This is a genomic window from Flavobacterium quisquiliarum (assembly GCF_019308285.1).
Lineage (GTDB): Bacteria > Bacteroidota > Bacteroidia > Flavobacteriales > Flavobacteriaceae > Flavobacterium > Flavobacterium quisquiliarum.
On the sequence record NZ_WWEM01000031.1, the window covers coordinates 549893 to 575002 of the forward strand.

The 25110-nt window shown below is 34.1% G+C and carries 16 protein-coding genes; 4 read left to right on the plus strand and 12 right to left on the minus strand.

Translation table 11 applies throughout. The annotated features are described in order from the left end of the window. Positions 1-35: 35 nt before the first annotated feature. Positions 36-1322 carry an anthranilate synthase component I family protein gene (locus tag GSY47_RS14810; RefSeq protein WP_179006766.1) on the minus strand — a complete coding sequence of 429 codons (1287 nt, stop codon included), beginning with the start codon at positions 1320-1322 and terminating at the stop codon, positions 36-38. A gap of 301 nt (positions 1323-1623) precedes the next feature. On the opposite strand from GSY47_RS14810, the gene GSY47_RS14815 reads away from it, so the two are divergent. Further along, positions 1624-1998 carry a DoxX family membrane protein gene (locus tag GSY47_RS14815; RefSeq protein WP_179006764.1) on the plus strand — a complete coding sequence of 125 codons (375 nt, stop codon included), beginning with the start codon at positions 1624-1626 and terminating at the stop codon, positions 1996-1998. 59 nt (positions 1999-2057) lie between these two features. On the opposite strand, the gene GSY47_RS14820 is transcribed toward GSY47_RS14815, so the two are convergent. The 3 genes from GSY47_RS14820 to GSY47_RS14830 form a co-directional block, all read right to left on the minus strand. Further along, positions 2058-2603 carry a lipocalin family protein gene (locus GSY47_RS14820; protein WP_179006762.1) on the minus strand — a complete coding sequence of 182 codons (546 nt, stop codon included), beginning with the start codon at positions 2601-2603 and terminating at the stop codon, positions 2058-2060. Between the two features lie 160 nt (positions 2604-2763). Beyond that, positions 2764-4167: a dihydrolipoyl dehydrogenase gene (gene lpdA, locus GSY47_RS14825; protein WP_179006760.1), complete on the minus strand. Its 1404-nt coding sequence runs from the start codon at positions 4165-4167 to the stop codon at positions 2764-2766. Positions 4168-4316: 149 nt separating this feature from the next. Then, positions 4317-4775: an Lrp/AsnC family transcriptional regulator gene (locus GSY47_RS14830; RefSeq protein WP_179006758.1), complete on the minus strand. Its 459-nt coding sequence runs from the start codon at positions 4773-4775 to the stop codon at positions 4317-4319. A 340-nt stretch (positions 4776-5115) separates the two neighbouring features. Here GSY47_RS14830 and GSY47_RS14835 point away from each other — a divergent pair, with 340 nt between their 5' ends. Then, entirely contained in the window at positions 5116-6360 is a 1245-nt protein-coding gene (locus GSY47_RS14835; protein WP_179006756.1) for an aminotransferase class I/II-fold pyridoxal phosphate-dependent enzyme, read from the plus strand. 238 nt (positions 6361-6598) lie between these two features. On the opposite strand, the gene GSY47_RS14840 is transcribed toward GSY47_RS14835, so the two are convergent. Beyond that, on the minus strand, positions 6599-7693 hold the full coding sequence (locus tag GSY47_RS14840) for a DUF695 domain-containing protein (protein WP_179006754.1): 1095 nt from the start codon (positions 7691-7693) through the stop codon (positions 6599-6601). A 147-nt stretch (positions 7694-7840) separates the two neighbouring features. Beyond that, positions 7841-9775 (minus strand): amino acid permease, encoded by a 1935-nt coding sequence (locus GSY47_RS14845; RefSeq protein WP_179006752.1) that lies wholly within the window; start codon positions 9773-9775, stop codon positions 7841-7843. Between the two features lie 398 nt (positions 9776-10173). On the opposite strand from GSY47_RS14845, the gene GSY47_RS14850 reads away from it, so the two are divergent. Further along, positions 10174-11331 (plus strand): Gfo/Idh/MocA family protein, encoded by a 1158-nt coding sequence (locus GSY47_RS14850; protein ID WP_179006750.1) that lies wholly within the window; start codon positions 10174-10176, stop codon positions 11329-11331. A gap of 140 nt (positions 11332-11471) precedes the next feature. Here the strand turns inward: GSY47_RS14850 and GSY47_RS14855 are convergent, their stop codons facing one another. The 6 genes from GSY47_RS14855 to GSY47_RS14880 form a co-directional block, all read right to left on the minus strand. Next, complete coding sequence (locus tag GSY47_RS14855) at positions 11472-14375, minus strand: FAD-binding and (Fe-S)-binding domain-containing protein (protein WP_218651448.1); 2904 nt, start codon at positions 14373-14375, stop codon at positions 11472-11474. Positions 14376-14603: 228 nt separating this feature from the next. Further along, entirely contained in the window at positions 14604-15908 is a 1305-nt protein-coding gene (locus GSY47_RS14860; RefSeq protein ID WP_179006748.1) for a serine hydrolase domain-containing protein, read from the minus strand. A 10-nt stretch (positions 15909-15918) separates the two neighbouring features. Then, the gene (locus tag GSY47_RS14865) at positions 15919-17400 is read right to left on the minus strand and encodes a glycoside hydrolase family 10 protein (protein WP_179006745.1); all 1482 of its coding nucleotides are present in this window, start codon (positions 17398-17400) and stop codon (positions 15919-15921) included. 207 nt (positions 17401-17607) lie between these two features. After that, positions 17608-19443, minus strand: coding sequence for an outer membrane protein assembly factor BamB family protein (locus tag GSY47_RS14870; RefSeq protein WP_179006743.1), 1836 nt, complete (start codon positions 19441-19443; stop codon positions 17608-17610). A 347-nt stretch (positions 19444-19790) separates the two neighbouring features. After that, positions 19791-20684: an alpha/beta hydrolase gene (locus GSY47_RS14875; RefSeq protein ID WP_219071442.1), complete on the minus strand. Its 894-nt coding sequence runs from the start codon at positions 20682-20684 to the stop codon at positions 19791-19793. Between the two features lie 138 nt (positions 20685-20822). Further along, positions 20823-21572: a DeoR/GlpR family DNA-binding transcription regulator gene (locus GSY47_RS14880; protein ID WP_179006739.1), complete on the minus strand. Its 750-nt coding sequence runs from the start codon at positions 21570-21572 to the stop codon at positions 20823-20825. 245 nt (positions 21573-21817) lie between these two features. Between GSY47_RS14880 and GSY47_RS14885 the strand changes: the two genes are divergently transcribed. Then, positions 21818-25096, plus strand: a complete 3279-nt coding sequence (locus GSY47_RS14885; RefSeq protein ID WP_179006737.1) for a SusC/RagA family TonB-linked outer membrane protein — start codon at positions 21818-21820, stop codon at positions 25094-25096. Positions 25097-25110 lie beyond the last annotated feature (14 nt).

The following is a 25110-nucleotide window of genomic DNA, read 5'->3' on the forward strand; positions in this document are numbered from 1 at the left end:
AGCGAACAGGCGAAGCTAATTCGTGGCGGAAAAAATTACTGTAAAACCTCGTGCATTGCTTTAGCTTTCAGTAGACATTCTTCATATTCCTTTTCAGGAACTGATTGTGCTGTTATGGCACTTCCAACCGAAAAGGAAACATACTTATTTTCTTGATTGTATAAAATACTTCTGATTACTACATTGAAATCAAAATCTCCTTCTGGTGTAAAATATCCAACTGCACCGCTGTATAAGCCTCTTTTAGTTTCTTCTAAATTTTCTACAATCTGCATTACTGAGATTTTAGGCGCTCCGGTCATGCTTCCCATAGGAAAAGTTGTTCTTAAAGCGTCTACTGCCGAATATTGAAAATCTAATTTTGAAGTCACAGTAGAAATCATTTGATGCACCTGCAGAAACGAATAAATACCGCAAAGCTCTTCTACTTCTACTGAACCTTTTTGAGCTGTATGTGACAAATCATTTCGAACTAAATCGGTTATCATGATATTTTCGGCACGTTCTTTTTCGTCTGAAACTAAAATTGATTTTGATTTTTCATCTTCAATTGGATCTTCAAAACGCTTTGAAGTTCCTTTGATTGGCTGAGAAATAATTTTATCTCCTAATTTCTTCAAATAACGTTCAGGGGAAGCTGAAAGTAAATACTGTTTGTAATTTTTAAAGAAAGCCGAAAAAGGTGCTTTTGAAATTTCATTCAGTTTTTGGAATTTCTCCAGCGGATTTATAATGGCATTTTCAGCATAAAATTCCATGCAGAAATTAGCTTCGTACATATCTCCCATATGAATATGTTCCAGCATTTTATTTACTTTCTCAATATATAAATCTTTAGAAATACGCTGTTGCACTTCGACTCCGCTCAGTGTGACAAATGTTTCATCTTGAATTTTTATAATTTCTTCAAAATCTTCTTCAAGTTCATCATCACAAAGCATTAAATATAGAACTTCAAGCTGATTTCCCTTTAGAATAAAAATCTTTTTAGGCTGGAAGAAAAACAAATCAGGAAAATGTAATCCGTCAAGATTATTAGATTGAAGATTTTCGATATCGTTTTTAAGATCATAAGAAAGATATCCAAAAAGCCAGTCTTTTGTGTTTTGCTGATATTGCTTTAAATCTTCAAAAGCATTATAATAGTCTGTTTTTAAAGACGTAAAAGCATCAACTGCCAATAAACAATCAAAACTAGAATATTGCTGTGGATAGGAATTACTATCTAAAAAAACGACTTCTCGAAACTGCTGTGCCCAATTTAAAAGCTGTTCTTTAAACAGTTCGGGATTGGTAATATTTTTATGGATGGATACTCTCAAAAACGAATAAATTTTAAACTTCAAAATTACGACAAAAATCTGTTATTAGAAGTCGACACAAAAAATATTGAAAGAACCAAAACAACACAACAAAACTGTTAAAAAGAGCACTCTTTAATAAGAAAAAATTCGTTATATTTGATATACAATTAGATTAATACCAAAATTAACTTAATTTGATTGTAAAATTCTTAAAAACAGACCGCAAAAAGTATAATTTGTGATTCTAATTTGAGATTTTAATTTGCATCTTTTCCAATAACTTAATTATATTTTTTAACCTTAAAAAATCCTAAGTAATATGAAAATTGCCACCATTATTGTCCGTGTTTTAATTGGTCTTTTGTTGCTTTTTGCATCGATCAGTTATTTTTTCCATCTTATGCCCGAACCGGAAACCACCGGAAATTTCAAAGCCTTTAATGTTGGTTTAATGGCTGCGACATATTTAATGCCTCTAGCAAAATCAGTAGAATTACTTTGCGGACTTGCCTTCGTCAGCGGTCGTTTTGTAACTCTTGCCAATATTCTGATTTTACCTATCACAATCAATATCCTTTTTATCAATTATTTTTTAGCCCCAGAAGGTCTTCCTATTGCGGTTCTGCTCTTCATAGGCAATATATTTTTGATATATAGATATTGGGATAATTATAAAAGTGTTTTTACACCTTGATTTAAATCATTTCAAAAAAACAATAAACCCGACAGTTAAAGAGCTGTCGGGTTTATTGTTTAATGTGCTTTATCGTGTTTTACCCAGACCAAATTAGATACATTGTATCCTATTTCCTGAGCTTTAATTAAAAAATCAGCTTTTATGCTTTCTGGCATTGTAGTTTCTCTGGAGAGTATCCACATGTAATCTAAACTTTTTCCAGCAACAAGAGCATATTTGTAATCATCGTCTACTGCGATTACATTGTATCCAGAATAAAAAGGACCAAAAAATGAGACCTTAAGCATACCAATATTGTCTTTTTTGACAAATCTAGCTTTCCCGATGCTTTGTTCCCATTTGTCTTTTTTGACATTATAGCCCTTATTATCGACTTTTATGGTTCCATTCTCGTTAAGAGAATATTCGGCAGTAACATTATCTAAATCTCTTTCCCATTTGTAATCTAACCTTGCTATTTCGTACCATCTGCCTAAATATTTGGCTTTGTCAAAATCAACAACTGCTGTTGCATTTTTAGGAATAGTCGCACCACTGCAGGAATACAATATGAAAGCGATTGTTGCTCCAAGTAAAACAGGAGCTATATATTTATTTTTCATGATGTAATCTTTTTATTATCATAAAGATAACATCAGAATGTTACATCTAATTTACAAAATTTTTATTCAAGTTTATATTTTTCAAGCATTAAATTTAGTTCAAAATAAAAACCCCGTTAGATATTAATTAACGGGGTTTAAAAATATTATTAAACGTAAATTATACGTGTAAAGCTCTATTTTCAGTTGCTGCCAATGCTGCTTCTTTTACCGCTTCCGCGAAAGTTGGGTGTGCGTGGCTCATTCTTGAAATATCTTCAGCAGAAGCTTTGAATTCCATAGCCGTAACTGCTTCAGCAATTAAATCTGCTGTACGAGCACCAATCATGTGAACTCCTAAAACCTCATCTGTTTTTTCGTCAGCCAAGATTTTTACGAATCCATCTAAATCAGCACTTGCTCTTGCACGTCCTAACGCTTTGAAAGGGAAACTTCCAGATTTGTATTTGACTCCAGCCGCTTTTAATTGCTCCTCCGTTTGTCCAACTGCAGCAACTTCTGGCCAAGTATAAACTACACCCGGAATCAAGTTATAATCGATATGTGGTTTTTGACCTGCTAAAATTTCAGCAACCATTACTCCTTCTTCTTCCGCTTTGTGCGCTAACATTGCTCCACGAACAACATCACCAATTGCATAGATATTTGGAACGTTAGTTTGTAAATGATCGTTTACTTCAACTTGTCCTCTATCAGAGATTTTTACTCCTGCTTTATCAGCGTTTAATCCGTCTGTGTAAGGACGACGACCAACAGAAACTAATGAATAATCTCCTTCAAGAGTGATTATTTCTCCTTTTGCATTTTCAGCTTGAACAGTAACTGCGTCACCGTTTCTTTCAACTGATTTTACTTTGTGAGAAACGTAGAATTTCATTCCTTGTTTTTTCAATACTTTAGTTAATTCTTTAGAAAGAGAACCGTCCATTCCTGGAATGATTCTATCCATGAATTCTACTACAGAAACCTGAGCACCTAAACGAAGGTAAACTTGTCCAAGCTCGATTCCGATAACTCCACCACCGATAATAACCAAATGTTTTGGAACTTCTTTTAATGCCAAAGCTTCAGTAGAAGTGATGATTCTTTCTTTATCAATTTTGATGAATGGTAAAGAAGAAGGTTTTGAACCTGTAGCAATTACAGTATATTTTGCTTCGATAGTTTCAGATGTTCCGTCAGCTTTTGCAACAGCAATGTGAGTTGCATCAACGAATGAACCTAAACCATTGAAAACAGTGATTTTATTTTTATCCATTAAATAATTGATTCCGCCTACAGTTTGATCAACAACAGCTTGTTTGCGGGCAATCATTTTCTCTAAATTGATTTTTACATCGCCAGAAACTTCGATTCCGTGATCTGCGAAATGAGCAATTTCAGCATAATGATGAGAAGATGATAATAATGCTTTTGAAGGGATACAACCTACGTTAAGGCAAGTTCCGCCTAATGAATTATATTTTTCTACAATTGCAGTTTTGAAACCTAATTGTGCGCAACGAATTGCTGATACATATCCTCCAGGACCTGAACCTATAATGACTACGTCAAATGAACTCATAGTATTTTGTTTTTATTTTAGCGGTTACAAAATTAAGCAATAAAGTTCTGTTTAAAGTTTAATTTTCAATGTTTTTTGTGTGAAATTTTGGAGGAAGGCTTTCTGCCACGAAGGCTCGAAGACGCGAAGTTTTTTTGTTTTTTTGAATCTTAGAAAGAAATTACAGTCGTATTCTTCACTTCACTAATCATAAACATACTTTGTGTACTGCCGATATGTTGCAATGAAGTCAGTTTGGTTACTAAGAACTCTCTATACGCTTCCATATCTTTTACTAGAACTTTTAGAATATAATCATAATCACCGCTTACATGATGGCATTCTAAAACCTCGTTTAGTTTGATGACTTCGCTTTCAAATTTGGTCAAGAATTCTTTGGTGTGTTGAATGAGTTTTAAATGGCAAAAAACCACAAATCCTTTTTCGATTTTGGATTTATCAACTAAGGCAACGTAGTTTTTTATGATGCCTTCTCGTTCTAGTTTTTTAATTCGTTCGTATACCGCTGTAACCGAAAGATCCAGTTTTAAGGATAATTCTTTAGTTGTTTTTTTACTATCAGTTTGTAATAAAACTAAGAGCTTTTTATCTGTGGCGTCTAAAGTCATGGTTTCTGTTTATAGTTTATAGTTTGTTGTTTTTGGTTTGTTGCTAAGATGAAAGAAAATCTACTAAACTATATTCCTTATATCAAATTTAGATTAAAAATCATAAAAAATAAATTTTTATAGTTTTAAAATCTAATTATTCATTTTATAGTTGATTAATTTTCTAATTAGATCTTATTTTGAATAGAATTTCTTTTGAAAATGAGTGCCCTAGCCCTGATAGAAGTGGAAAGCCTTTTTTACCGGGGTCTGCTCAAAAGATTGAAGCGGATAGCAGGAAATAGCTCCTTATCAATAACAATTTCAAAAATCAATTTCAATAACAAAAAACTAACTATAAATGAAAAACTTCAACCCAGCAGATAAAATTCAGGATCTGCAATACTTTGGCGAATTTGGCGGTGTAAATCCGTCGATTTCTGACTCTTCGACTTATACTTTTCTTTCTGCAAAAACTATGTTTGATACTTTTGAGGGCAATATGGAAGGCTGTTATTTGTATTCACGTCATTCGTCGCCTAGTAATTTGTATTTAGATCAAGCTTTGGCAGCGATGGAAGGAACAGAAACAGCAAATGTTTCGGCTTCGGGAATGGGAGCGATTACACCTACTCTATTACAGCTTTGCGGTGCAGGCGATCATATTGTTTCAAGCCGTACGATTTATGGCGGGACGTATGCTTTCCTGAAAAACTTTACGCCGAGATTCGGAATTGAAACGAGCTTTGTTGACATTACTAAACTTGACGTTGTAGAAGCTTCAATTACAACAAAAACGAAAGTTTTGTATTGCGAAACGGTAAGTAATCCACTTTTGGAAGTGGCTGATATTGCTGGTTTGGCTAAAATTGCCCAAAAGCACAATTTAAAATTGGTTGTCGATAATACGTTTTCTCCTTTATCAGTTTCTCCAGCAAAATTAGGTGCTGATATTGTAATCCACAGTTTGACCAAATACATTAATGGAAGTAGTGATACGGTTGGCGGTGTTACTTGCGCTTCGAAAGAATTTATTAATTCGTTGAAAAATGTAAATTCTGGTGCGAGCATGCTTTTAGGGCCTACGATGGACAGTTTGCGTTCTGCAAGTGTGATGAAAAACCTTAGAACACTTCATATCCGAATTAAACAACACAGTCATAATGCACATTTTCTGGCTGATCAATTTGAAAAAGACGGTTTAAAAACGGTTTATCCAGGATTAAAAAGCCATCCGAGTCATGAATTGTATAAAACGATGATTAATCCTGAATATGGTTTTGGGGGAATGTTGACGATTGATGTTGGAACTTTGGAAAAAGCCAATGAATTAATGGAATTAATGCAGGAACGAAATCTTGGATATCTGGCGGTAAGTTTAGGTTTTTATAAAACATTATTCAGCGCGCCTGGGACTTCAACTTCTAGCGAGATTCCGTTGGAAGAACAGAAAGAAATGGGATTGACAGATGGCTTGATTCGTTTTTCTATTGGTTTGGATAATGATATTCAGCGTACTTACGAAATGATGAGGGCTTGCATGGTTGAACTTGGAGTTTTGAATTCCGTAGCCATTCGCCAAGAAGTTTACACAGAGATTCACTAAAACTTTTCTCTCGCAGATTTGGCTGATTATGCCGATTTATATAGAAACTATAAAAAAAATCTGCTAGATCTGTGGAATCTGCGCGAGAAAAATTATTCAAAATAAAAACAAACTTTCCTCTATAAATAAATTTGCACATTTTTATTAGATTGCTTGAATCTGCTTTAGACTTTCTCTAAGCGGATTTTTTTGTAAAAAAAAGCCGTTTTGAAGGTTATCAAAAACGGCTTTCTGTGCTTTATCTTGGCTCGTAATGTCTAAACGTTTGCCAGTATTTGTCTTTGTAGATTTCATAGCTTATATCAAATGAACCAGCATATTTTTTGATTAATTGATCTGCAGTTTTTGATGGTTTTCTGAAGTCTTTACAAGTGAAAAAGATTTCTCTTTTATTGTTTACTGTTTCTCTCCCAAGATTTAAATAACCATCTGAATCTGGTAAGACGGACATTATTTCCTCTTCAATTTCATCTAACAATTTGTACATTCTTTCATCAGGTAATCCTCCATTATTACAATCTTCAAAAGGAATTGAAATGATAAAAACCCAAGGATGCGAAGCTTTTTTATCCCACTCTAAAAGTGTAGTATTCATTAAAGACAAAACAATAAGTCCTTCTTTAGTTTTTCCTTCATAATTTGCATAACCATCATTTTCTGTATTATGTCTCGTTCCTTCGTATTTTTCAACGAACTCCTTTTCTCTCCAAATTAAATAATCTTTTAATTTTTCGATAGGAATCAATTCTTCAGAAATGTCATTTGGACCTACCACTTTCATATTATCTATTAAAGTAACTGAATGCAATTCGCCTAAATAATTATCTAAGAAAATATAAACCGCATTGGTTATTTGCGATTTATTTTCTTCAACATAATTATCATATACAATAGTAAGGTCTATTTCATCAGGATAATTTTTATGAAGGGTTGGATAAAATTTTAAATTATTTGTAGAAAATTTTTCTCCTTCATAATTAATACTAAAATCATCTTTATCTGTCCCATATTTAAGAGCTGTAAATTTCCAGCCTTCAATTTGAGGAGCACTATGAACTAGTTCTTCAATTGCATAAATATTTTTAATAATTCCGTCTGGAGTAAAAACTAGTTCAGCTGTTTTATCATCAAACATTCCAGTTAAAAAATAAATACCATCGTGAACTTCATCTAATTTTGGCACTAGTTTATCAAAAAACTCTTTATTTATATTTTCTCCGTTTTGAACTGTTTTAAAAAACTCTTTTTTATGTTTTAAAAACCAATTCCAAAAATCACTATTAGATTGTATTGGAGCTTCTTTTTTGCCCAATATTTTATCAAGAAAACCCATGTATTACTTATTAATTTTAATTTTTTACTAAAAACAAACTTAAGGAAAAGTGCTTTTAAAACATAAGAATATTTCTATAAAAAATCCTGAAAAACAAAAAGCCGTTCTGAAGTACTCAGAACGGCTTTTCTATAAAAATTTCACTTTTTAAACTATATTTTCAGTATTCAGTTTACTGTTTTTTCGGCTGTAGCCAAAATAAATCAGCAATCCGATTATTAACCAAACTGTAAAATAAATCCAGTTCCATACACTTAATTCAGCCATCATGTACAAACAGCATATTAAGCCCAAAAGCGGAATCAAAGACAGATTTTTTCTGAATGCCCAAACCGCTAATCCAACCAAAACAAATAAGAAAATCCACATTGGAATCTTGTGTTTGAATAAGCTAAAACCTGATTCATACTTTGCAGAATCAGCAATAGGTAATCCTTTTACCACTTCAGCATATTTGGCTTCATTATCTTGATATTGTCCTAATAAATGCTCTAAATCTGATGTCTCGGCCGTTTTATTATTTACTTCGATGCTTTCTAAATATTTGAAAACTTTTTCAGATTCTGATTTATCTAAAGAGGTTACAATCGAAGTCGCATCATAAATCTGTGGTTCATTATTGATAAACGCCATTGTTGCTTTGTTGTTGAAAGCAAAAGCATAATACAAGCCTGCAATCATTAAAACTGGCAAAATGAATTTTGAATTGACATAAGGCGTTTTGAATTTCCCTCTCGGAATTTCAGGTTTGTTTTGTAAAACCAAAACTCCTGCACAAACTAATACAAAGGCAAATAAAGTTCCGATACTGCATAAATCCGTTACCATTGTTAAGTTTAAGAATAATGCTGGAACTGCCACTACAAAACCTGTAACAATTGTAGCAAAAGATGGCGTTTTGAATTTTGGATGAACGGTAGAGAATTTCTTCGGCAGTAAACCATCACGGCTCATACTCATCCAAATACGAGGCTGCCCCATTTGGAAAACCAATAAAACGCTCGCCATTGCCACTACTGCACTTACCGCAATAATCCCCGACATCCATTTTAAGTCTAATTTATCAAATACAAATGCCAAAGGATCTCCAACATTTAATTCGTGATATTTTACCATTCCTGTTAAAACTAAGGCGATGGCAATATAAAGTATTGTACAAATGATAATCGCCCACATCATTCCGCGTGGTAAATCACGCTGTGGATTTTTACATTCTTCGGCAGTGGTTGAAATCGCGTCAAAACCAATATAAGCAAAGAAAACGGCAGAAACTCCTTTTAAAACTCCTCCAACTCCATTTGGCGCAAACGGATCCCAATTTGCTGTATCTACATAAAATATTCCCACTGCGATTACCAAAAGTACCACACAAAGTTTTACCACGACCATTAAGTTACTGGCGTTACGAGATTCTTTCATTCCTCTATACACCAAAGCTGTAATCAAGATAATGATAAACAAAGCTGGCAAATCGGTTACAAAATGGAAAGATCCAATTGTTGGTGCTGTTGTCCAAGCTGTGTGTGCCTGCTGTAAAGCGACACTTAAATTTCCGAATGATTTTCCGCCTCGCATTAAAGCTTCGGCATCATTAAATCCGTTTGAAGCCGTTAGGTAGTCCATCTGAATCCATTGCGGTAAATGAATACCACCACTTTGGAGTAATCCTGTAAAATAGTCACTCCACGATATGGCGACAGTTATATTTCCGACGGCATATTCCATAATTAATGCCCAACCAATGATCCAGGCAATTAATTCTCCAAAAGCTACATACGAATAGGTATAAGCACTTCCTGAAACGGGTACCATTGAAGCGAATTCCGCGTAAGCGAAGGCGGCAAAACTACATGCTAAAGCCGTAAATAAGAATAAAAAGATTACCGCTGGCCCACCATCTGCACTGGCTTTTCCAATTGTACTAAAAATTCCTGCTCCAACAATAGCCGCTATTCCGAAAGCCGTTAAATCCCTTGTAGTCAAATGTTTTCCTAATGCATTATGACCGTCTGTTTCGTTCTGTGCAACCTGCTTCAGAATATCTTGCACTGTTTTCTTTCGGAATAAACTTGAAAATGCCATATATATTTTGCTGTTATAAATTAATTTAATTCAGTCGTTTTTGTTTTATTTTGCAAATAATGCAAATTTTATCGGTAAATCAAATTTATCAAACGTGATTTTTTTCTGCCACGAATTCACGAATTATTTTTTCTGCCACAAAGACGATAAGCGAAAAGGGTTTTTGCCACGAATTCACGAATTTTCTCTAATTAATTATTGCCTCTGATTTCACAAATTAATACCGATTTTTTTAACCTATTTAACCCATAAATTCTGTGGCTAAAAAATTCTTTGCTCCCGATAGCTATCGGGATTGCGTAATTCTTAGCGCCTTTGCGGTTAAATTAATCACAAATGTAACATTTCTCAAAATCAGCATACTGATTAGATAGTATTTAATTTTAAAGAATCATTTTATGGAAAAAATTTCAAGACGTTCTTTTGTAAACAAATTTGGTCTGGGTGTTGGCGCTTCGGTAGTAATGACCACACTTCCCTCTTTTATGACTGAAACAGAAAAAATTCATGTGCCTTACACTGGAAAAAAATTAAATATTGCTTTATGCGGTTTAGGAAACTATGCTTCTTTACTGGCTGAAGGACTTCAGGTTTCTGAATATTGTCAGCTTGCCGGAATTGTTACTGGAACTCCCGCTAAAGCTGAAACATGGAAGAAGAAATATAATATTCCCGAAAAGAATATTTACAATTACGAAAACTTCGACTCAATTGCCAAAAACAAAGACATTGACTTAGTCTATGTTGTAACTCCAAATGCATTGCATAAAGAATTTACTGTTCGTGCAGCAAAAGCTGGAAAACATGTTATTGTTGAAAAACCAATGGCAATTACAGCCGAAGATTGTGAAGAAATGATTAAAGTTTGCAATGATAATAATGTGCAATTGGCAATAGGTTACCGTTTGCATTACGAACCAAATCATTTAGAGATAAAACGATTGGGTCAAGAAAAAGTTATGGGACAGGTTCGTTACATAGAAACTGGACTAGGTTACAGTACCTATGATGTTCGTGATATAAATAAACCAGTCGATTTAAATGCCCGTAAAGAATGGAGACTGACTAAAAAATGGGCTGGAGGCGGTTGTTTGATTAATTTAGGAATTTATTGCATTCAGGTTTCGCGTTATGTCTTAGGCGAAGAACCAATTTCAGTTACGGCACAATTTGGACATGTCAATAATAAAAATATGTTTTCTCAAGTTGAGGAAAATATCACTTGGCAAATGGAATTCCCAAGCGGTGCTGTTGCGAATTGCAGCAGTTCTTGTGGCTTTGGCATTGATAGATTTTACGCTGCTGCAGATGAAGGTTTCTTTGAGATGAGTCCTGCTGTGAGCTATGGCCCTTTTATAGGGAAAAGATCTGATGGAAAACCATTTAATTTCCCCGTTATCAACCAACAGCAAACCCAAATGGATGAAATTTGTAAAGTTATTTTAGACAATAAAAAACTTCCAAATCATATTACTGGCGAAGAGGGCATCAAAGATGTTAAAATCATTAATGCAATTTATAAAGCTGCTGAAACAGGCAAAAAAATAAGTTTGTAATAGTTATATTTCTCTCGCAGATTTGGCAGATTGAGCAGATTTATTTTTGTATAATCAAAAATCCGCGGAATCTGCCAAATCTGCGAGAGAAAAACTTTGCGTCCTTTTCTCGTAATTCTTAGCGCTCTTTCCAGTTAAATCTACTTCAAGCAATCTCTCAAAATACTAACCGGATGCTGTGCTTCACGTTTTGTTCCATCATAAATTTGATGACGACAACTGGTTCCTGCAGCTGCAATTTTTACATTTTCGGCAGTGTTTCTTACTTTCGGGAATAAAGTATCTTCTCCCATCTGCATACTCACTTTGTAGTGCTCTTTTTCGTATCCAAATGAACCTGCCATTCCGCAGCAACCTGAGTTGTATATTGTAACCGTATTGTTTTTAGGCAGATTCAGCATGGCAAAAGTAGCTTCAACAGAACTTAGAGATTTTTGATGACAATGTCCATGAATTTTAATTTCTCTCGTTTCCTCTGAAAATGAATCTGGAGTTATTTTTCCGTCGATGATTTCTTTTTTAAAGAATTCTTCAATTGTAAACGCATTTTGAGCTAATTTTTCCGCAACTTCTTTATCATCTGCCAAACGGAGATATTCGTCTCTGAAAGTCAAAATAGCCGAAGGTTCAATTCCAATTAAAGGTGCATTGGCTAAAACCAAATCTTTAAACACATTTACATTATGATTGGCAATTTTCTTGGCTTCTTCTAAAAAACCTTTTGACAGATACGTTCTACCGCTTTCTTCATGATCTACAACCAAAACTTGATACCCTAATTTGGTTAATAATTCGAAAGCATCAATTCCAATGTTTACGTCGTAATAATTCGTGAATTCATCTACAAATAAATACAATTTACCATTTGGAAAATCAGTCGTTTCTGGTTTATGATTTTGATGCCATTTTCTAAAAGTCTTTTTCGCTAAAAGCGGCACCTGTCTTTCAGGAGCAATTCCCATTGATTTTTTAACCAATGACTGATTCGAAATAAAATTCGTGATTGACGGGAACAAACTTCCCATTTTATTCAATTTTGCGTTGTTGGCAAAGATTTTATTTCGCGTTGAGAATCCATTTGCTTTTTGATATTGGTATAAAAATTCGGCTTTAAGAGTCGCAACGTCAACGTTACTTGGACATTCGCTTGCGCAAGCTTTACAGCTTACACACAACTCAAAAACTTCGTATAATTCCTTTTGGTCAAATTTGTTTTCTTTTTCAGAATACGTCAGATATTCTCTTAAAGCATTTGCACGTGCGCGAGTGGTTTCTTTCTCATTTCTAGTTGCTCGATAACTCGGACACATTGCTCCTCCTGCCGACGGCATTTTTCGACAATCTCCTGAACCGTTGCATTTCTCGGCAGCACGTAAAATTCCTAAACTATCTGAAAAATCCTGAAACGTTTTAATATCTGGTTCTACCCTTCCCGAAATCACACGATGATTTTCGTCCATTTTCAAAGCATTGACAATCTTTCCAATATTTAAAACTGAGTTTGGATCGAACGCTAATTTAAGTCGTTTCAGTAGTTCGTAGTTCTTATCCCCAATCATAAACGGAATAAACTCACCACGTACAATTCCGTCTCCATGTTCACCACTTAATGAACCTCTATATTTTTTAACCAAATGCGCCACATCCGTCGCAATGGTTCTGAATAATTTTAAGTCAGATGTTTTCTTTAAATTCAAAACCGGACGAAGGTGTAATTCTCCAGCACCTGCATGTGCATAATAAATTGCTTCTTGTCCGTGGCTTAACATCATCGCCGAAAATTCGGCTATATAAGCTGGCAAATCACTTAATTCAACTGCTGTATCTTCGATAGAATCGGCCGCTTTATCGTCTCCAACAATACTTCCTAAAAGACCTAATCCGGCTTTTCTAAGTTCGTTAGCTTTATCAATATCTGCTCCGTAAATTTTGACGCTGGCGTAACCAAAATTGTGTTTCTCTAAATCTGCAATTAAAGCATTCGCTTGATTTTCTGCATCTTCTAAATTGTGCGAGGCAACTTCAAATAACATAATTGCTTTTGGTTCTCCAACTAAAAAGAAACGATTTTTAATGTGTTCACGATTCGTTTTCGTACAATCCAAAATCGTGTCGTCGATCATTTCGCAAGTGTACAAATGATGTTTCATCGCCACGACAACTGATTCCAATGATTCCTGAATGGTATGATAATGTGCCACCACCATAATATTATGTGCTGGCGGTAAATCATCTACTTTTAAAGTGATTTCGGTTGTAAAAGCTAAAGTTCCTTCACTTCCGCAAAGTAATTTTCCAAGATTTACAGTTGGTTCAGTTCCTCCAAATAATTCTGATTTTAGCAGAATATCAACAGCGTAGCCCGTGTTTCTTCTGTGAATTTCCGGTTTTGGAAATTCTCTTATAATTTCTTCCTGATTTTCTTTTATGGAAAGTTCGTCGTAAACGCTTTTGTAGATTTTATTTTCTAAAGTATCTCCTTTCGTTTTCTCCATAAATTCAGCAGAAGTCAGTTCGCCAAAAGCTACTTCTGTTCCGTCACTCAAAATCGTTTTTACCTCAACAATTTTATCACGCGTTACACCATAACGAATCGAAGTGGTTCCAGAAGAATTGTTCCCTACCATTCCGCCAATCATAGCTCGGTTTGAAGTCGAAGTGATTGGAGCAAAAAATACATTATAAGGTTTTAAGAATAAATTCAGTTCATCACGAATCACACCTGGCTGCACCGTAACGGTTTTCTTTGCTTCGTCATATCCAAGTATTTTAGTGAAATGTTTCGAAACATCTATTACCAATCCGTCTCCAACTGCCTGACCTGCCAATGAAGTTCCGGCCGTTCTTGGCGTAACAGAAATATTGTGTTTCGACGCAAAGCGAATTAATTTACTGATGTCTGCCGTAGTTTTTGGTAATGCCACAGCATTTGGCCTAATTCTGTATACCGATGCATCGGTAGAATAAAGTGTTTTATGAAGATCATCATGTAAAAGTGTTCCTTCTAATGATTCGGATAACTGCTGTAACTCTTGGTTTGACATTATATTCTAATTTGTTGTCTAAAACTGATTTTATTTTTTGTTGATGAGATTACAAAATTACTGTAATTTCAATAGTTATATTCTATTATATGTGATTAAAATAAAAGTATGAATCAAAGTTTTTCCGCCATGAATTCACGAATTATTTCAAATAAATTGGTGTAATTCAAAATTATTTTCACGTACAGATTTTCAAATTAATTCGTGAATTCGTGGCAAAAAAAACTTTTACTTATTAATCTGCTTCCAGATTTTTGCCATAAAATCATCCTTGTACATTAATCTGTTGGTTCTTGTTGGATTTACGCGATTGGTTAGAACAATGAGAAATCTGTTATTGTCTGGGTTCATAAAGAAAAAAGTTCCTGTGAAACCCGTGTGACCAAAATCATCTGCTTTGAAAAATTCATCTGGTTTTCGTTTATCGAAACCAAGTCCGCGATAGATGCCGCCTTTTGCTAAAGGCGATTGTATAAATTCTTTTACCACCTTCGCATTCAGAATTTGTTTCCCTTGAAATTTCCCATCATTTAATAACATTTGACAGATAACAGCAATGGATTGAGCATTGGCAAACAAACCTGCATTTCCGGAAACACCTCCAAAAATCGCAGCGGCTTCATCGTGAACATAGCCTCTAATAGTGTCTTTTCTAAAGAAATTATCCAATTCTGTCGGCATTACATTTTCAATAGCTGTCCATTTTAAAGGATTGTATCCAATTTTAGAAATACCCAATTCTGTGTAAATTTCATTAGTCAATTGATCGAGTTTTTTTCCTGTTTTGGCTTCGATCATTTCCTTTACCAAAAGTAAATTCAAATCGCTGTAAACGTATTTTCCTCGCGGATTAACATTTGCATTAGCAATCTGATCATAAACTGTTTTGTGAAATTCAGGATTCAGCCACATATTTTTATAAATCTGAATCCAATTTTCTTTTGGTGTAAACGAAAGATAATTGGCATCGTAAATTATATTCTTGTTTACATACATGGTATCAAACAATTCCGGATATTCTGCGGATTTTTTATCACTCAAAAGCGGAGCTCCATCAGGTGTTGAAAGCAGACTTTGGTAAAAAGTAATGCTGGCTTTTAATCCTGAAGTATGTGTTAATAACTCAAAAAGTGTTAAATCGGCAATTGGAGTGTTTTTAAAAAAAGGCACTGCATCGCCTACTCTGTCCGTCAATTTTATTTTATCCTCGCCCACCAAACGCATGGTTACTAACGTTGCGCCTAAAACTTTAGACATCGAAGCCAGATCGTAAACATCCTCATTTTTCACCACTTGTTTTTTTGAATAATCCTGAAAACCATAATTTTTCGAAATAAAAACAGCATCCTTGTTTCCCATCATAACCTGAGCTCCAGGAAAGAATCCTTTTTCCAGCGCGTTGGTCATCATTGAATCGATATAAACTTCATTTCGTTTTACATCAAAAGATTTTTTGGAATTTTTCTGGGCATAACTGCTGATTCCAAAAAAAATCAAAAAAGCGAATACAATTTTAAATGTTCTATTTTCCATTATTACATTTTTATTTTGTTGTAAATTCTACTGGAATACTTTCTGTCTGGGTCTGACTTAAAGCTGAAACAGCATAAACATAATTCTCTAAATCGGGATTTGGAACTTCCAATTTTGTAAGCGCAGTCACGTAATAAATATTTGCCGAATTGGAGAAATCTGTAATTTTCCCTTTTGGAAATCTATAAATCACATATTTCTTATCGTACATTTCGGCTTTCCAGGTTAAAACTGCTGTATCGCCTTTTTTAGCAATTACCGCATTGGTTGGCGTATTTGGTTTTATTCTTGTAATCCTATTTGCTTCAGGAGTTAAAGCAATATATTTATATTGTTTTTCAACAAGAGCATTTCTTAACGTATCGCCTTTTTTGAAGAATGAGTTTGCTGTAAAATGCATCGAACCGTCTATTAACGGCATTTTGCGAATCATTTCTATCTGCTTTACAATTTGATCTGGACTTCTCCATTCTGGCTCTTTTGCGGTATTTGAAATCTTATAATCGCCATGACCCACATAAACATTTGCTCCATATTTGTGTTCTGCCCACCATTTTGCCAAAACTTCAAAATTAGCTCTGTCGAAACCAATATGCCAGTACAATTGTGGTGTTACATAATCGATCCAGTTTTCTTTTTGCCATTTTAAAATGTCGGCATATAAATCGTCGTAATTAGTTGCTCCTGCCTTAGTGTTGGAACCTTGAGAATCTTTCACAATATTACGCCATACACCGAAAGGCGAAATTCCAAATTCAACTTCTGGTTTATTGGCAATAATAGTATCTCTGATTTGCTTGATGATTAAATCAACATTATCTCTTCGCCAATCATCTTTGTCTTTAAACTGCCGCGGTTCTTTAGCGAAAGCTTTTTCATCTGGAAATTCTTGTCCTTCTATCTTATACGGATAAAAATAATCGTCCATGTGAACGGCCTGAATATCATAATTTCGAACAATTTCGCCTACTACAGAAGACACAAAATCTCTGGTTTCTTTGTAACCCGGATTAAAATATCTTGATTTTCCGTAGGTTAAAAATAATTCTGGTTTCTTAAAATATAAATGAGATTTAGTCAATACATCTTTTACAGTGTCTTTTTGTACACGATACGGATTCAGCCAAACATGAACATTCATTCCTCTTTTTCCTGCTTCATCAATCATCATCTGCAACGGATCAAATCCCGGAGCAACACCTTGAGTTCCGGTTATCCAATGCGATGCTGGTTCTTTTGTTGATTTGTAATATGCATCAGCCGTTGGTCGGATTTGAAAAATTACGGTGTTTAAATTATTAGATCGCAAATTATCTAAAATAGAAATCATTTCAGCTTTCATCTGTTTGTCTGACAAACCTGGTTTTGATGGCCAGTCGATATTATCTACGGTAGAAATCCACGCTGCACGCATTTCTCTTTTTGGCGATTCTTGACTGAAAAGTTTCGTTTGACAGAGCAGTATTAGGATTATGAATTTTAGGTTTTTCATAAGGTTATATTTTGATTAGCTAGTTCTTGTTTAATAATTTAACCGCTAAGTTCGCTAAGTTTTACGCAAGGTTCGCAAAGATTTCTTTTTAATCTCGCAAAGTCGCGGAGTCGCAAAGTATTACTTAAAGTTTATGAAAGAAAAAAAACTTGGTGACTCTACGACTTTGCGAGAAAATTTGTTGGCTAGAAAAAAACTCTTAAAAAATTATTCCAACAAAAAGATTCCGCCTTCAATTAGTGAAACCCAAACTTGTCCTTTATCATCAACTGTAAATCCGTTTACACTTGAACTTCCCAGATTAATTTGTTTGATGATTTCAAATTTAGCTGCATCGACGATTATCACTTCTCCTTTTCGGCTTCCAATATAAATTTTATTTTTATTTTCTACTATTCCTGCAGGATTGTGCTCGTATCCTAATTTTAGATCCAGAACTTTACTTTGCGCAATTAGATTTTCTTCTGTTAGTTCAATAGTATCGTTCAATGGTACTCTTATCAGTTCTCCATCCATTGTTTTGCCATAAAACCATTTACCGTCTTGGCTTTTACCCATAGACTCTCTGATTTTCCATTTCTGAGTTCTCAAAAGTGTTTTACCCGTTTCAAGATCTAAGATAGTTAAGAAGCGCTGTGGCGTAACAAAATAAAGTCGGCTTTTTGTTGCAACCATATTGACATTTCCAGCCGAATACAGAATCTGCTTATCATTTCCATTATTCCATTTCCAGATTAGTTTTCCAGTGTTTTTGCCCAAGCAATACACGTACGAATCCCAAACTCCAAAAATTATTTTATCGCCTTGTATTAAAGGTACTCCTTGCGAATAAGATGCTGGCAAATTATTCTGCCAGATTACTTTACCAGTCACAGCATCTACACAAATAAACGCTGTTGAACTAGCTGTATAAATTTTATTGTTTTCTGCAATTGGCGAACCTACCAAGACACCACCAACAGGAATTGTCCATCTTTCTTTTCCTGATTGTGTATAAAAACCTTTCAGATTTCCTTCAATAGTACCAATAACTAAATTATTTTTTACAATGATGGGCGAAAAATAAATCGAATTGCCAGTTTCGGTTTTCCAGTTCACACTTTTGTTTTTCAAATTTACCGATTTTATTTCTCCAATAGAATTCGTAAAATAAAGGTTCTTTTTATCAAATGCCGGAAGACTGTAAATAGAAGCAATATCTTTTATAAAAGGAGATTGCATTGCCAAGCTATCTTTCGGGATTGTAATTTTAGAAGGTTTTGACGGAACCGAAAATCTAAAAACTCCCGGTTTATCTATTTCTTTTTGATAGATACTGATACTATCTTTGCTGATAATTACCTGATTATAACTTTTTGTTTTGCCGTCAAGCGAAGTGATAGAAGTTCCCATTATACCGCTCAAACCAGAGAAATCATATTTTCTTAAGGTATGTCCATGACCGCAAAAAGTGGCAACAGTTGGATATTTTGCTAAAACCGAAAGTACTTCTTTGTAATTGCTGACGCTGTTATCTAACGGATAATGAGCAAAATTCAGCACTTTTTTAGTGCTGTTTTTAAGATTTTCTTTTAAGGTTTTATCCAGCCAAAGCACATCTTCGTGTTTCACAAATCCGTCGCCCATTTTCATGTAAGGCCCGCATGGAAATCCGATAAAAACATAATCTCCTTTTGAAAACACAAACCGATCCTCGCCAAATATTTTTTTATAAGTTAATCCAGCGCTTTCACTCCAGTTCGTTTCATGGTTTCCTGAAATTACATAATAAGGTATTTTGAGCTGAGAAAGTATGGAATGAACTTGTTTTAATTCATCATCTGCACCACGATTGGTTAAATCTCCCGTTACAATTGCAAATTCAAAATCAGAATTATTGATTTCTTTTACGATATTCTGCAGTAAAAAATCATTATCATTTCCTACTGAAACATGCAGATCGGTAAGCTGTATAAACTTAATATTTTCTGATTTTTCAGGATTTTGAGAAAAACCGGAAACTATTATAAACAGCAATAATATTCTTGAAAATAGATTTTTCATAGATGTTTTTTTTATTTATTAAAACTTCATTTAAATTATGTTGTAATTACATTGTGTTAGATGAACTGCAGTGCATCTCTACGATATATGTCTATGTGCTTTTTTCTCACGCTCCCGATAGCTATAGGGATTGCAGATTCAGCAGATTTAATTCTTGGGGATTTGCTTCAGTAATTCACTATCGCTCGGTTTTATGCAAAAAAAATCTTAAATACTTTTAATCTTTGGCTATTCTAATTTATTGAGAAATACCTAACAGGTTTTGAAAACCTGTTAGGATTAGGTAACCAACCAAAATTTATGCATTACTTTTTTTATGGGTAAAATCGCAATACACACTTACTTATCTAGTTTTTTATATTGTCTTTGAAAAAATTATTAAAGAACAGCAACTGAAACTTTAAAGAGTTTTCCCAATACATAAGATCATGTTTTCCAGGGCGTTCTATGTAATCGTGATTTATTTTTAAGGTTAGCATTTTAGCATGAAGCTGTCTGTTTACTTCCATGAAAAAATCATCAACCCCACAATCTATAATCAACTTTAAATTATTGTCTTTTACCAAATCAAGCATATTGGTAACGGTATTTTTATCCCAATTCTCAGGAAACTCCGTGATAGCGCCAAGACGTTTTTTAATATCCCAGTTATTAGGAAATGGTCTAAAATCTACTCCGCCACTCATACTTCCTGCAGCACCAAATACATCCTGATGTTTGAAAGACAAATACAAAGCACCATGTCCGCCCATGCTTAAACCTGAAATTGCTCTATTTTCACGATTGGCAAGAGTCTTGTATTTTTTGTCTATATAAGGCACTAATTCTTTTATAATATAAGTTTCATACTTAAAATTAGGATCGATTGGACTGTCAAAATACCTGCTTGAGTAATTCCCGTCTACACCAACTACAATAAAATTATATTGATCCACCTGACTTTTAAGCTCTTTGAAATCTTTTGCCCAAGAACCATAATTTCCGCTATATCCGTGAAGCAGATAAACTACAGGGAATTTTTTATCGCTTTTTTTATAACTATCTGGAACTATAATACAGCTTTTAATATTCTTATTCATTGAAGGACTATAAACCTGAATAGTATCAACTGTCGCCGCTTTTACAGAAAAAAACAAAAAAATTAAGAATAAGGTATAAAGTACTTTTAAATTACACTTATTTCGAAATAAAGCTTCCTCACTTTTTTGAAGTCTATTTGGGGTGGAGGAATAGTTTTTCATATCATATTGGTTTTGTTAGAAAATAGTTTTAACAAATATATACAAAAAACAAACAGAATACATTATTTTGCATTATTTAACAAAATAAAACGAAAATAACGCAAAAACATGCAGTAATAATTATATAATACTCCTTTCTTATAATATAAAAACGCCCGATTTTCTATATTCTTCAAGACTGGCATCTTCAGGATCAAGATTAGTCACAATGGTATCCAATTGCTTTAAATCGCAAACCACATGAGGCATTTTGGTATTCAATTTATCAGATGAAAACATAGAAACTACTCTATCAGAAGCTTCTATCATAGCTTTTTTCACAATTGAGATTTCATAGCCAATCTCTGTCAATCCTTGTTTTACATTAATACTGCTGGCACCTATAAAACAAATATCAGCTTTAATTTTTGACACTACCTGAATTACATCCATGCCAATTGTTACCATTGCATTTTTCTGCATTTTCCCTCCAATAAAGATCAAATCAATATTAGGATGTTGTGACAATTGCATTGCTATCGGAAGACTGTAAGTATAAATTGTCGCTTTTAAATCGGCCGGAATTAACTTTGCAAAAACCAAATTAGTGCTTCCTCCACTCATAATAATAACCTGATCATCACGAAGTAGAGACAGTGCTTTTGTAACAATCTTTATTTTTTCTTCTTCGTCTGATATTGTAATATTAAAAACGTCTGCAGATTTTTCTGTTACCTGTACAGCACCACCATAAACCTTCTCTAACAGCTTTTTACTATCCAGTTCGTTTAAATCTCTTCTAATGGTATCCTCAGACAAATCTAAAGCCAAAGCCAAATCAGTTGTGACAACTTTCTGTTCTTCAACAAGTTTAGTCATGATATATTTATGTCTTTCGGCTTTCAGCATATTATTAAAAGTTTAAATTCAGGCAAATATATCAAATAATTTTATTGAAATATAAAAGCAAGCCGAATTACTGCAATAGTTTGCATGTTTTAACTCAAAAAATAAAACAAGAAAAATTACACACTCAAAAAATGCATTATTTTGCGTTATTTAGAAGATTTTAAAAAAATATTAACAATAAAAATGCATTTGTATGCAATAAATAAATATATTTGCTCAACAACCATTAAAAAAACCAAGTAATCATGAAAAAACTATTTCTTATTTCATTGTTGGTTTTGTTCATTCAAGCAACTTTTGGGCAAACAAAAACAATCACTGGAACAGTAAAAAACAAAGCAGACGGATTCCCCATACCTGGTGTCAGCGTAATGATTCAGGGAACCTCTAATGGAACTACTACTGATTTTGACGGTAACTACAGTATCAGTATAGCTCCAGGACGAAGCCTTAGCTTCAGTTATATGGGTTTTGAAACCATAGCTGTAAAAATTGAAGGGCAACAAAAAGTAAACATTGACCTTTCTCCAAGTACTTCAAAACTAGATGAAGTTGTTGTTGTAGGTTTTGCTTCTCAGAAAAAAGCAAATCTTACTGGAGCAGTTGCAAAAGTAGATGTTAAAAAAGCTTTAGGAAGTATTCCCGTTACTGACATTACAAAAGGTTTGCAAGGAACTACTCCGGGACTTAATATCACTAATAACTCAGGAAACTTAGGTAAACAATCAAGCGTTAATATTCGTGGTATGGGAACAATTGTAAATGGAGAAGCTTCAGGATCTCCACTTATTTTAGTTGATGGTGTTCCGGGCGATTTATCAATGCTAAATGCAGAAGACGTAGAATCGATGTCTGTACTTAAAGATGCTGCTTCTGCTTCTATTTATGGTGCTCGTGCTGCATTTGGAGTAATACTAATTACTACTAAAAGTGGTAAAAATGCTAAAGGCAAAGTGAGATTCGCTTACAGCAACAATACAGGATGGAGTAATCCTATTTCTTTAGTTCAATTTAATGATCCAACAGTTGAGCTTCCTGCAATGATTGAGGCACAAGCCAGAGCTGGTAATGCAAATCCAGAATCTTTTGGTATGAACTATAAAACATTATTGCCTGGTATTATTAACTGGAAAGAAAAATACGCTGCAACTAGAAATCCTAATGATAAAAACATGATCTTAGGAGAAGATTTTGATATTATTGGAGGAAAAGAATATTTCTACAGAATTTGGAATCCGCATGATGAAATGTTAAAAAAGAATGCGGTACAAACACTTCACAATTTATCAGCACAAGGTTCTCTGAGTGAAAAAAGTTCCTTTATTGTTTCGTTAGGTCTTGCTAATCAGGAAGGTGTAATGAAAATTAACAACGAAACCAACCAAAGATTCAATCTTAATCTTGGTCTAACAACAGAGTTAGCAAGCTGGCTTACAGGAGATTTCAAAGTATTAGGAACCTTCCAGGAATATGATTCTCCTTTTAACTACTATAACAATGGTATTGATACTGCTGGTAACGGTTATTTTGGTTACTATATGCGTTGGGGTTCTTATTTCCCATATGGTACTTATAATGGCACTTACTTTAGACACGCGCCAGGTTATATGGCAAATGCATCTCAAAATGAAAGCAAGTCTAATGATATGAGGATAAGCGGAAAACTTACTGCTCAAGTCACAAAAGACTTTAATATCATTGGAGAATATAGTTTTAATACTAATTTTTCAAGTCTAAAAATGAACGGTGGGCAAGTGCCTCTTTGGGACTTTTGGACAGGTGCAGCTGACTTAGTTTCAGGAAAACCGACTTCAATGGAAGTGGCTAATGATTTTGTTGCGCAATCCAAATCATCTTTTACAAGAAATGTAGCCAATTTTTATGCAAATTACACTAAAACATTAGGAGAAAACCATAACTTTAAAGTATTAGGTGGTTTAAACTCAGAATGGTATGATTTTGAGAGAACCTACGCTCGTAGAAATACACTTTTGGACAAAAACAAACCAGAGTTTAATTTAGCAATTGGTGATCAATTTACTTCACCTCTTGTTGCTAATACCACTTTAAATCCAGGCTTATCAAGATATGCAATTGCAGGATTTTTTGCGCGTGTAAATTACGATTACAAAGGAAAATATTTAGTGGAAATAAACGGACGTTATGATGGCTCTTCAAAATTCCCTAGCAATGAGCAATGGGGATTCTTCCCTTCTGCTTCTGTTGGATATAGAATTTCTGAAGAAAGTTTCATGGAAGGAACAAGAGGCTGGTTAAATGATTTGAAAATCCGTGGTTCTGTTGGTTCAATCGGAAATCAAAATATCGCTAACAATGCCTTTTTACCAGTTATGACTAACGTTACTACTAACCCTAATCCTTATTGGATAGGTAGCGGTACGACAGTTAATCCTACTGTTAATCAGCCTTCAAATGTTGACCCGAATTTAACTTGGGAAAAGGTAACTACTCAGGATATTGGTATTGATATTCGTATCTTTAATATGTTAGGTTTAACATTTGATTATTATCAACGTGATACCAAAGGAATGTTAGCTCCAGGAAAAACACTTCCAGGTTCATTTGGCCAGACTGCTGCTAACACAAACTCAGGAAACTTAAGAACAAGAGGTTGGGAACTTGCACTGAACTTTAATAAGCAAATAAACAAAGACATAAACGTTTATGCAGATCTTACTCTTTCTGATAATACTACAGAAGTAACGGAATGGAACAACTCTTCTAAACTTTTAGGTTCTTTCTATGCAGGTCAAAAATTAGGTGAAATCTGGGGATTAGAAACAGACCGATTAATTCAGTCAACAGATCAAATTGATGCAACAGGACTAATAGTAAATGGTGTTGATTATAAAAACGTAAGAACTGGTGCTTTTAGATACGGTGCAGGAGATGTAATGTATAAAGATTTAGACGGAGACGGAGTGATCTCAAGAGGAGATGGAACAGCTCTTAAACCAGGAGATTTAAAAGTTATTGGAAACACTACGCCTCGCTACCAATATGGAGTTCGTTTAGGTGGTGCTTTATATGGATTCGATATTGATGCTTTCTTTCAAGGTGTTGGTAAACGTGAATTCTGGACAACTTCAGACTTAGTTTTACCATTCTACAACAGAACAGATGCTATGTATGCAAGTATGAATGATTACTGGACACCGGAAAATACAGATGCGTATTTCCCTAATCCATATCCTGGACATGCTACGAATGCTTTTGGAGCTTATGCACCTGGATCAAACAATTTTGTTGCGCAATCACGTTATTTATTAGACATGTCTTATTTAAGATTAAAATCTATGACTCTTGGATATACTTTTCCAAAAAGCCTTTCTCAAAAAGCTGGATTTGATAAAATCAGACCTTATGTTTCAGGTTTCAACTTAGCTACTTGGAAAAGCAGTAAATTACCTGTAGATCCTGAAATTAACGAAACTGAAGCAGTATGGGGAAGAACTTTCCCTTATTCTAAAACGTGGTCAGTAGGTATACAACTTGCATTTTAAAAAATGTATTAAAA

What these genes read in the sequence shown, in the direction of transcription:
- GSY47_RS14815 (WP_179006764.1), top strand. Translation starts at nt 1,624, where the DNA reads ATGAAAATTGCCACCATTATTGTCCGTGTTTTAATTGGTCTTTTGTTG.
- GSY47_RS14820 (WP_179006762.1), bottom strand. Translation starts at nt 2,603, where the DNA reads ATGAAAAATAAATATATAGCTCCTGTTTTACTTGGAGCAACAATCGCT.
- lpdA (WP_179006760.1), bottom strand. Translation starts at nt 4,167, where the DNA reads ATGAGTTCATTTGACGTAGTCATTATAGGTTCAGGTCCTGGAGGATAT.
- GSY47_RS14830 (WP_179006758.1), bottom strand. Translation starts at nt 4,775, where the DNA reads ATGACTTTAGACGCCACAGATAAAAAGCTCTTAGTTTTATTACAAACT.
- GSY47_RS14835 (WP_179006756.1), top strand. Translation starts at nt 5,116, where the DNA reads ATGAAAAACTTCAACCCAGCAGATAAAATTCAGGATCTGCAATACTTT.
- GSY47_RS14840 (WP_179006754.1), bottom strand. Translation starts at nt 7,693, where the DNA reads ATGGGTTTTCTTGATAAAATATTGGGCAAAAAAGAAGCTCCAATACAA.
- GSY47_RS14845 (WP_179006752.1), bottom strand. Translation starts at nt 9,775, where the DNA reads ATGGCATTTTCAAGTTTATTCCGAAAGAAAACAGTGCAAGATATTCTG.
- GSY47_RS14850 (WP_179006750.1), top strand. Translation starts at nt 10,174, where the DNA reads ATGGAAAAAATTTCAAGACGTTCTTTTGTAAACAAATTTGGTCTGGGT.
- GSY47_RS14855 (WP_218651448.1), bottom strand. Translation starts at nt 14,375, where the DNA reads ATGTCAAACCAAGAGTTACAGCAGTTATCCGAATCATTAGAAGGAACA.
- GSY47_RS14860 (WP_179006748.1), bottom strand. Translation starts at nt 15,908, where the DNA reads ATGGAAAATAGAACATTTAAAATTGTATTCGCTTTTTTGATTTTTTTT.
- GSY47_RS14865 (WP_179006745.1), bottom strand. Translation starts at nt 17,400, where the DNA reads ATGAAAAACCTAAAATTCATAATCCTAATACTGCTCTGTCAAACGAAA.
- GSY47_RS14870 (WP_179006743.1), bottom strand. Translation starts at nt 19,443, where the DNA reads ATGAAAAATCTATTTTCAAGAATATTATTGCTGTTTATAATAGTTTCC.
- GSY47_RS14875 (WP_219071442.1), bottom strand. Translation starts at nt 20,684, where the DNA reads ATGAAAAACTATTCCTCCACCCCAAATAGACTTCAAAAAAGTGAGGAA.
- GSY47_RS14880 (WP_179006739.1), bottom strand. Translation starts at nt 21,572, where the DNA reads ATGCTGAAAGCCGAAAGACATAAATATATCATGACTAAACTTGTTGAA.
- GSY47_RS14885 (WP_179006737.1), top strand. Translation starts at nt 21,818, where the DNA reads ATGAAAAAACTATTTCTTATTTCATTGTTGGTTTTGTTCATTCAAGCA.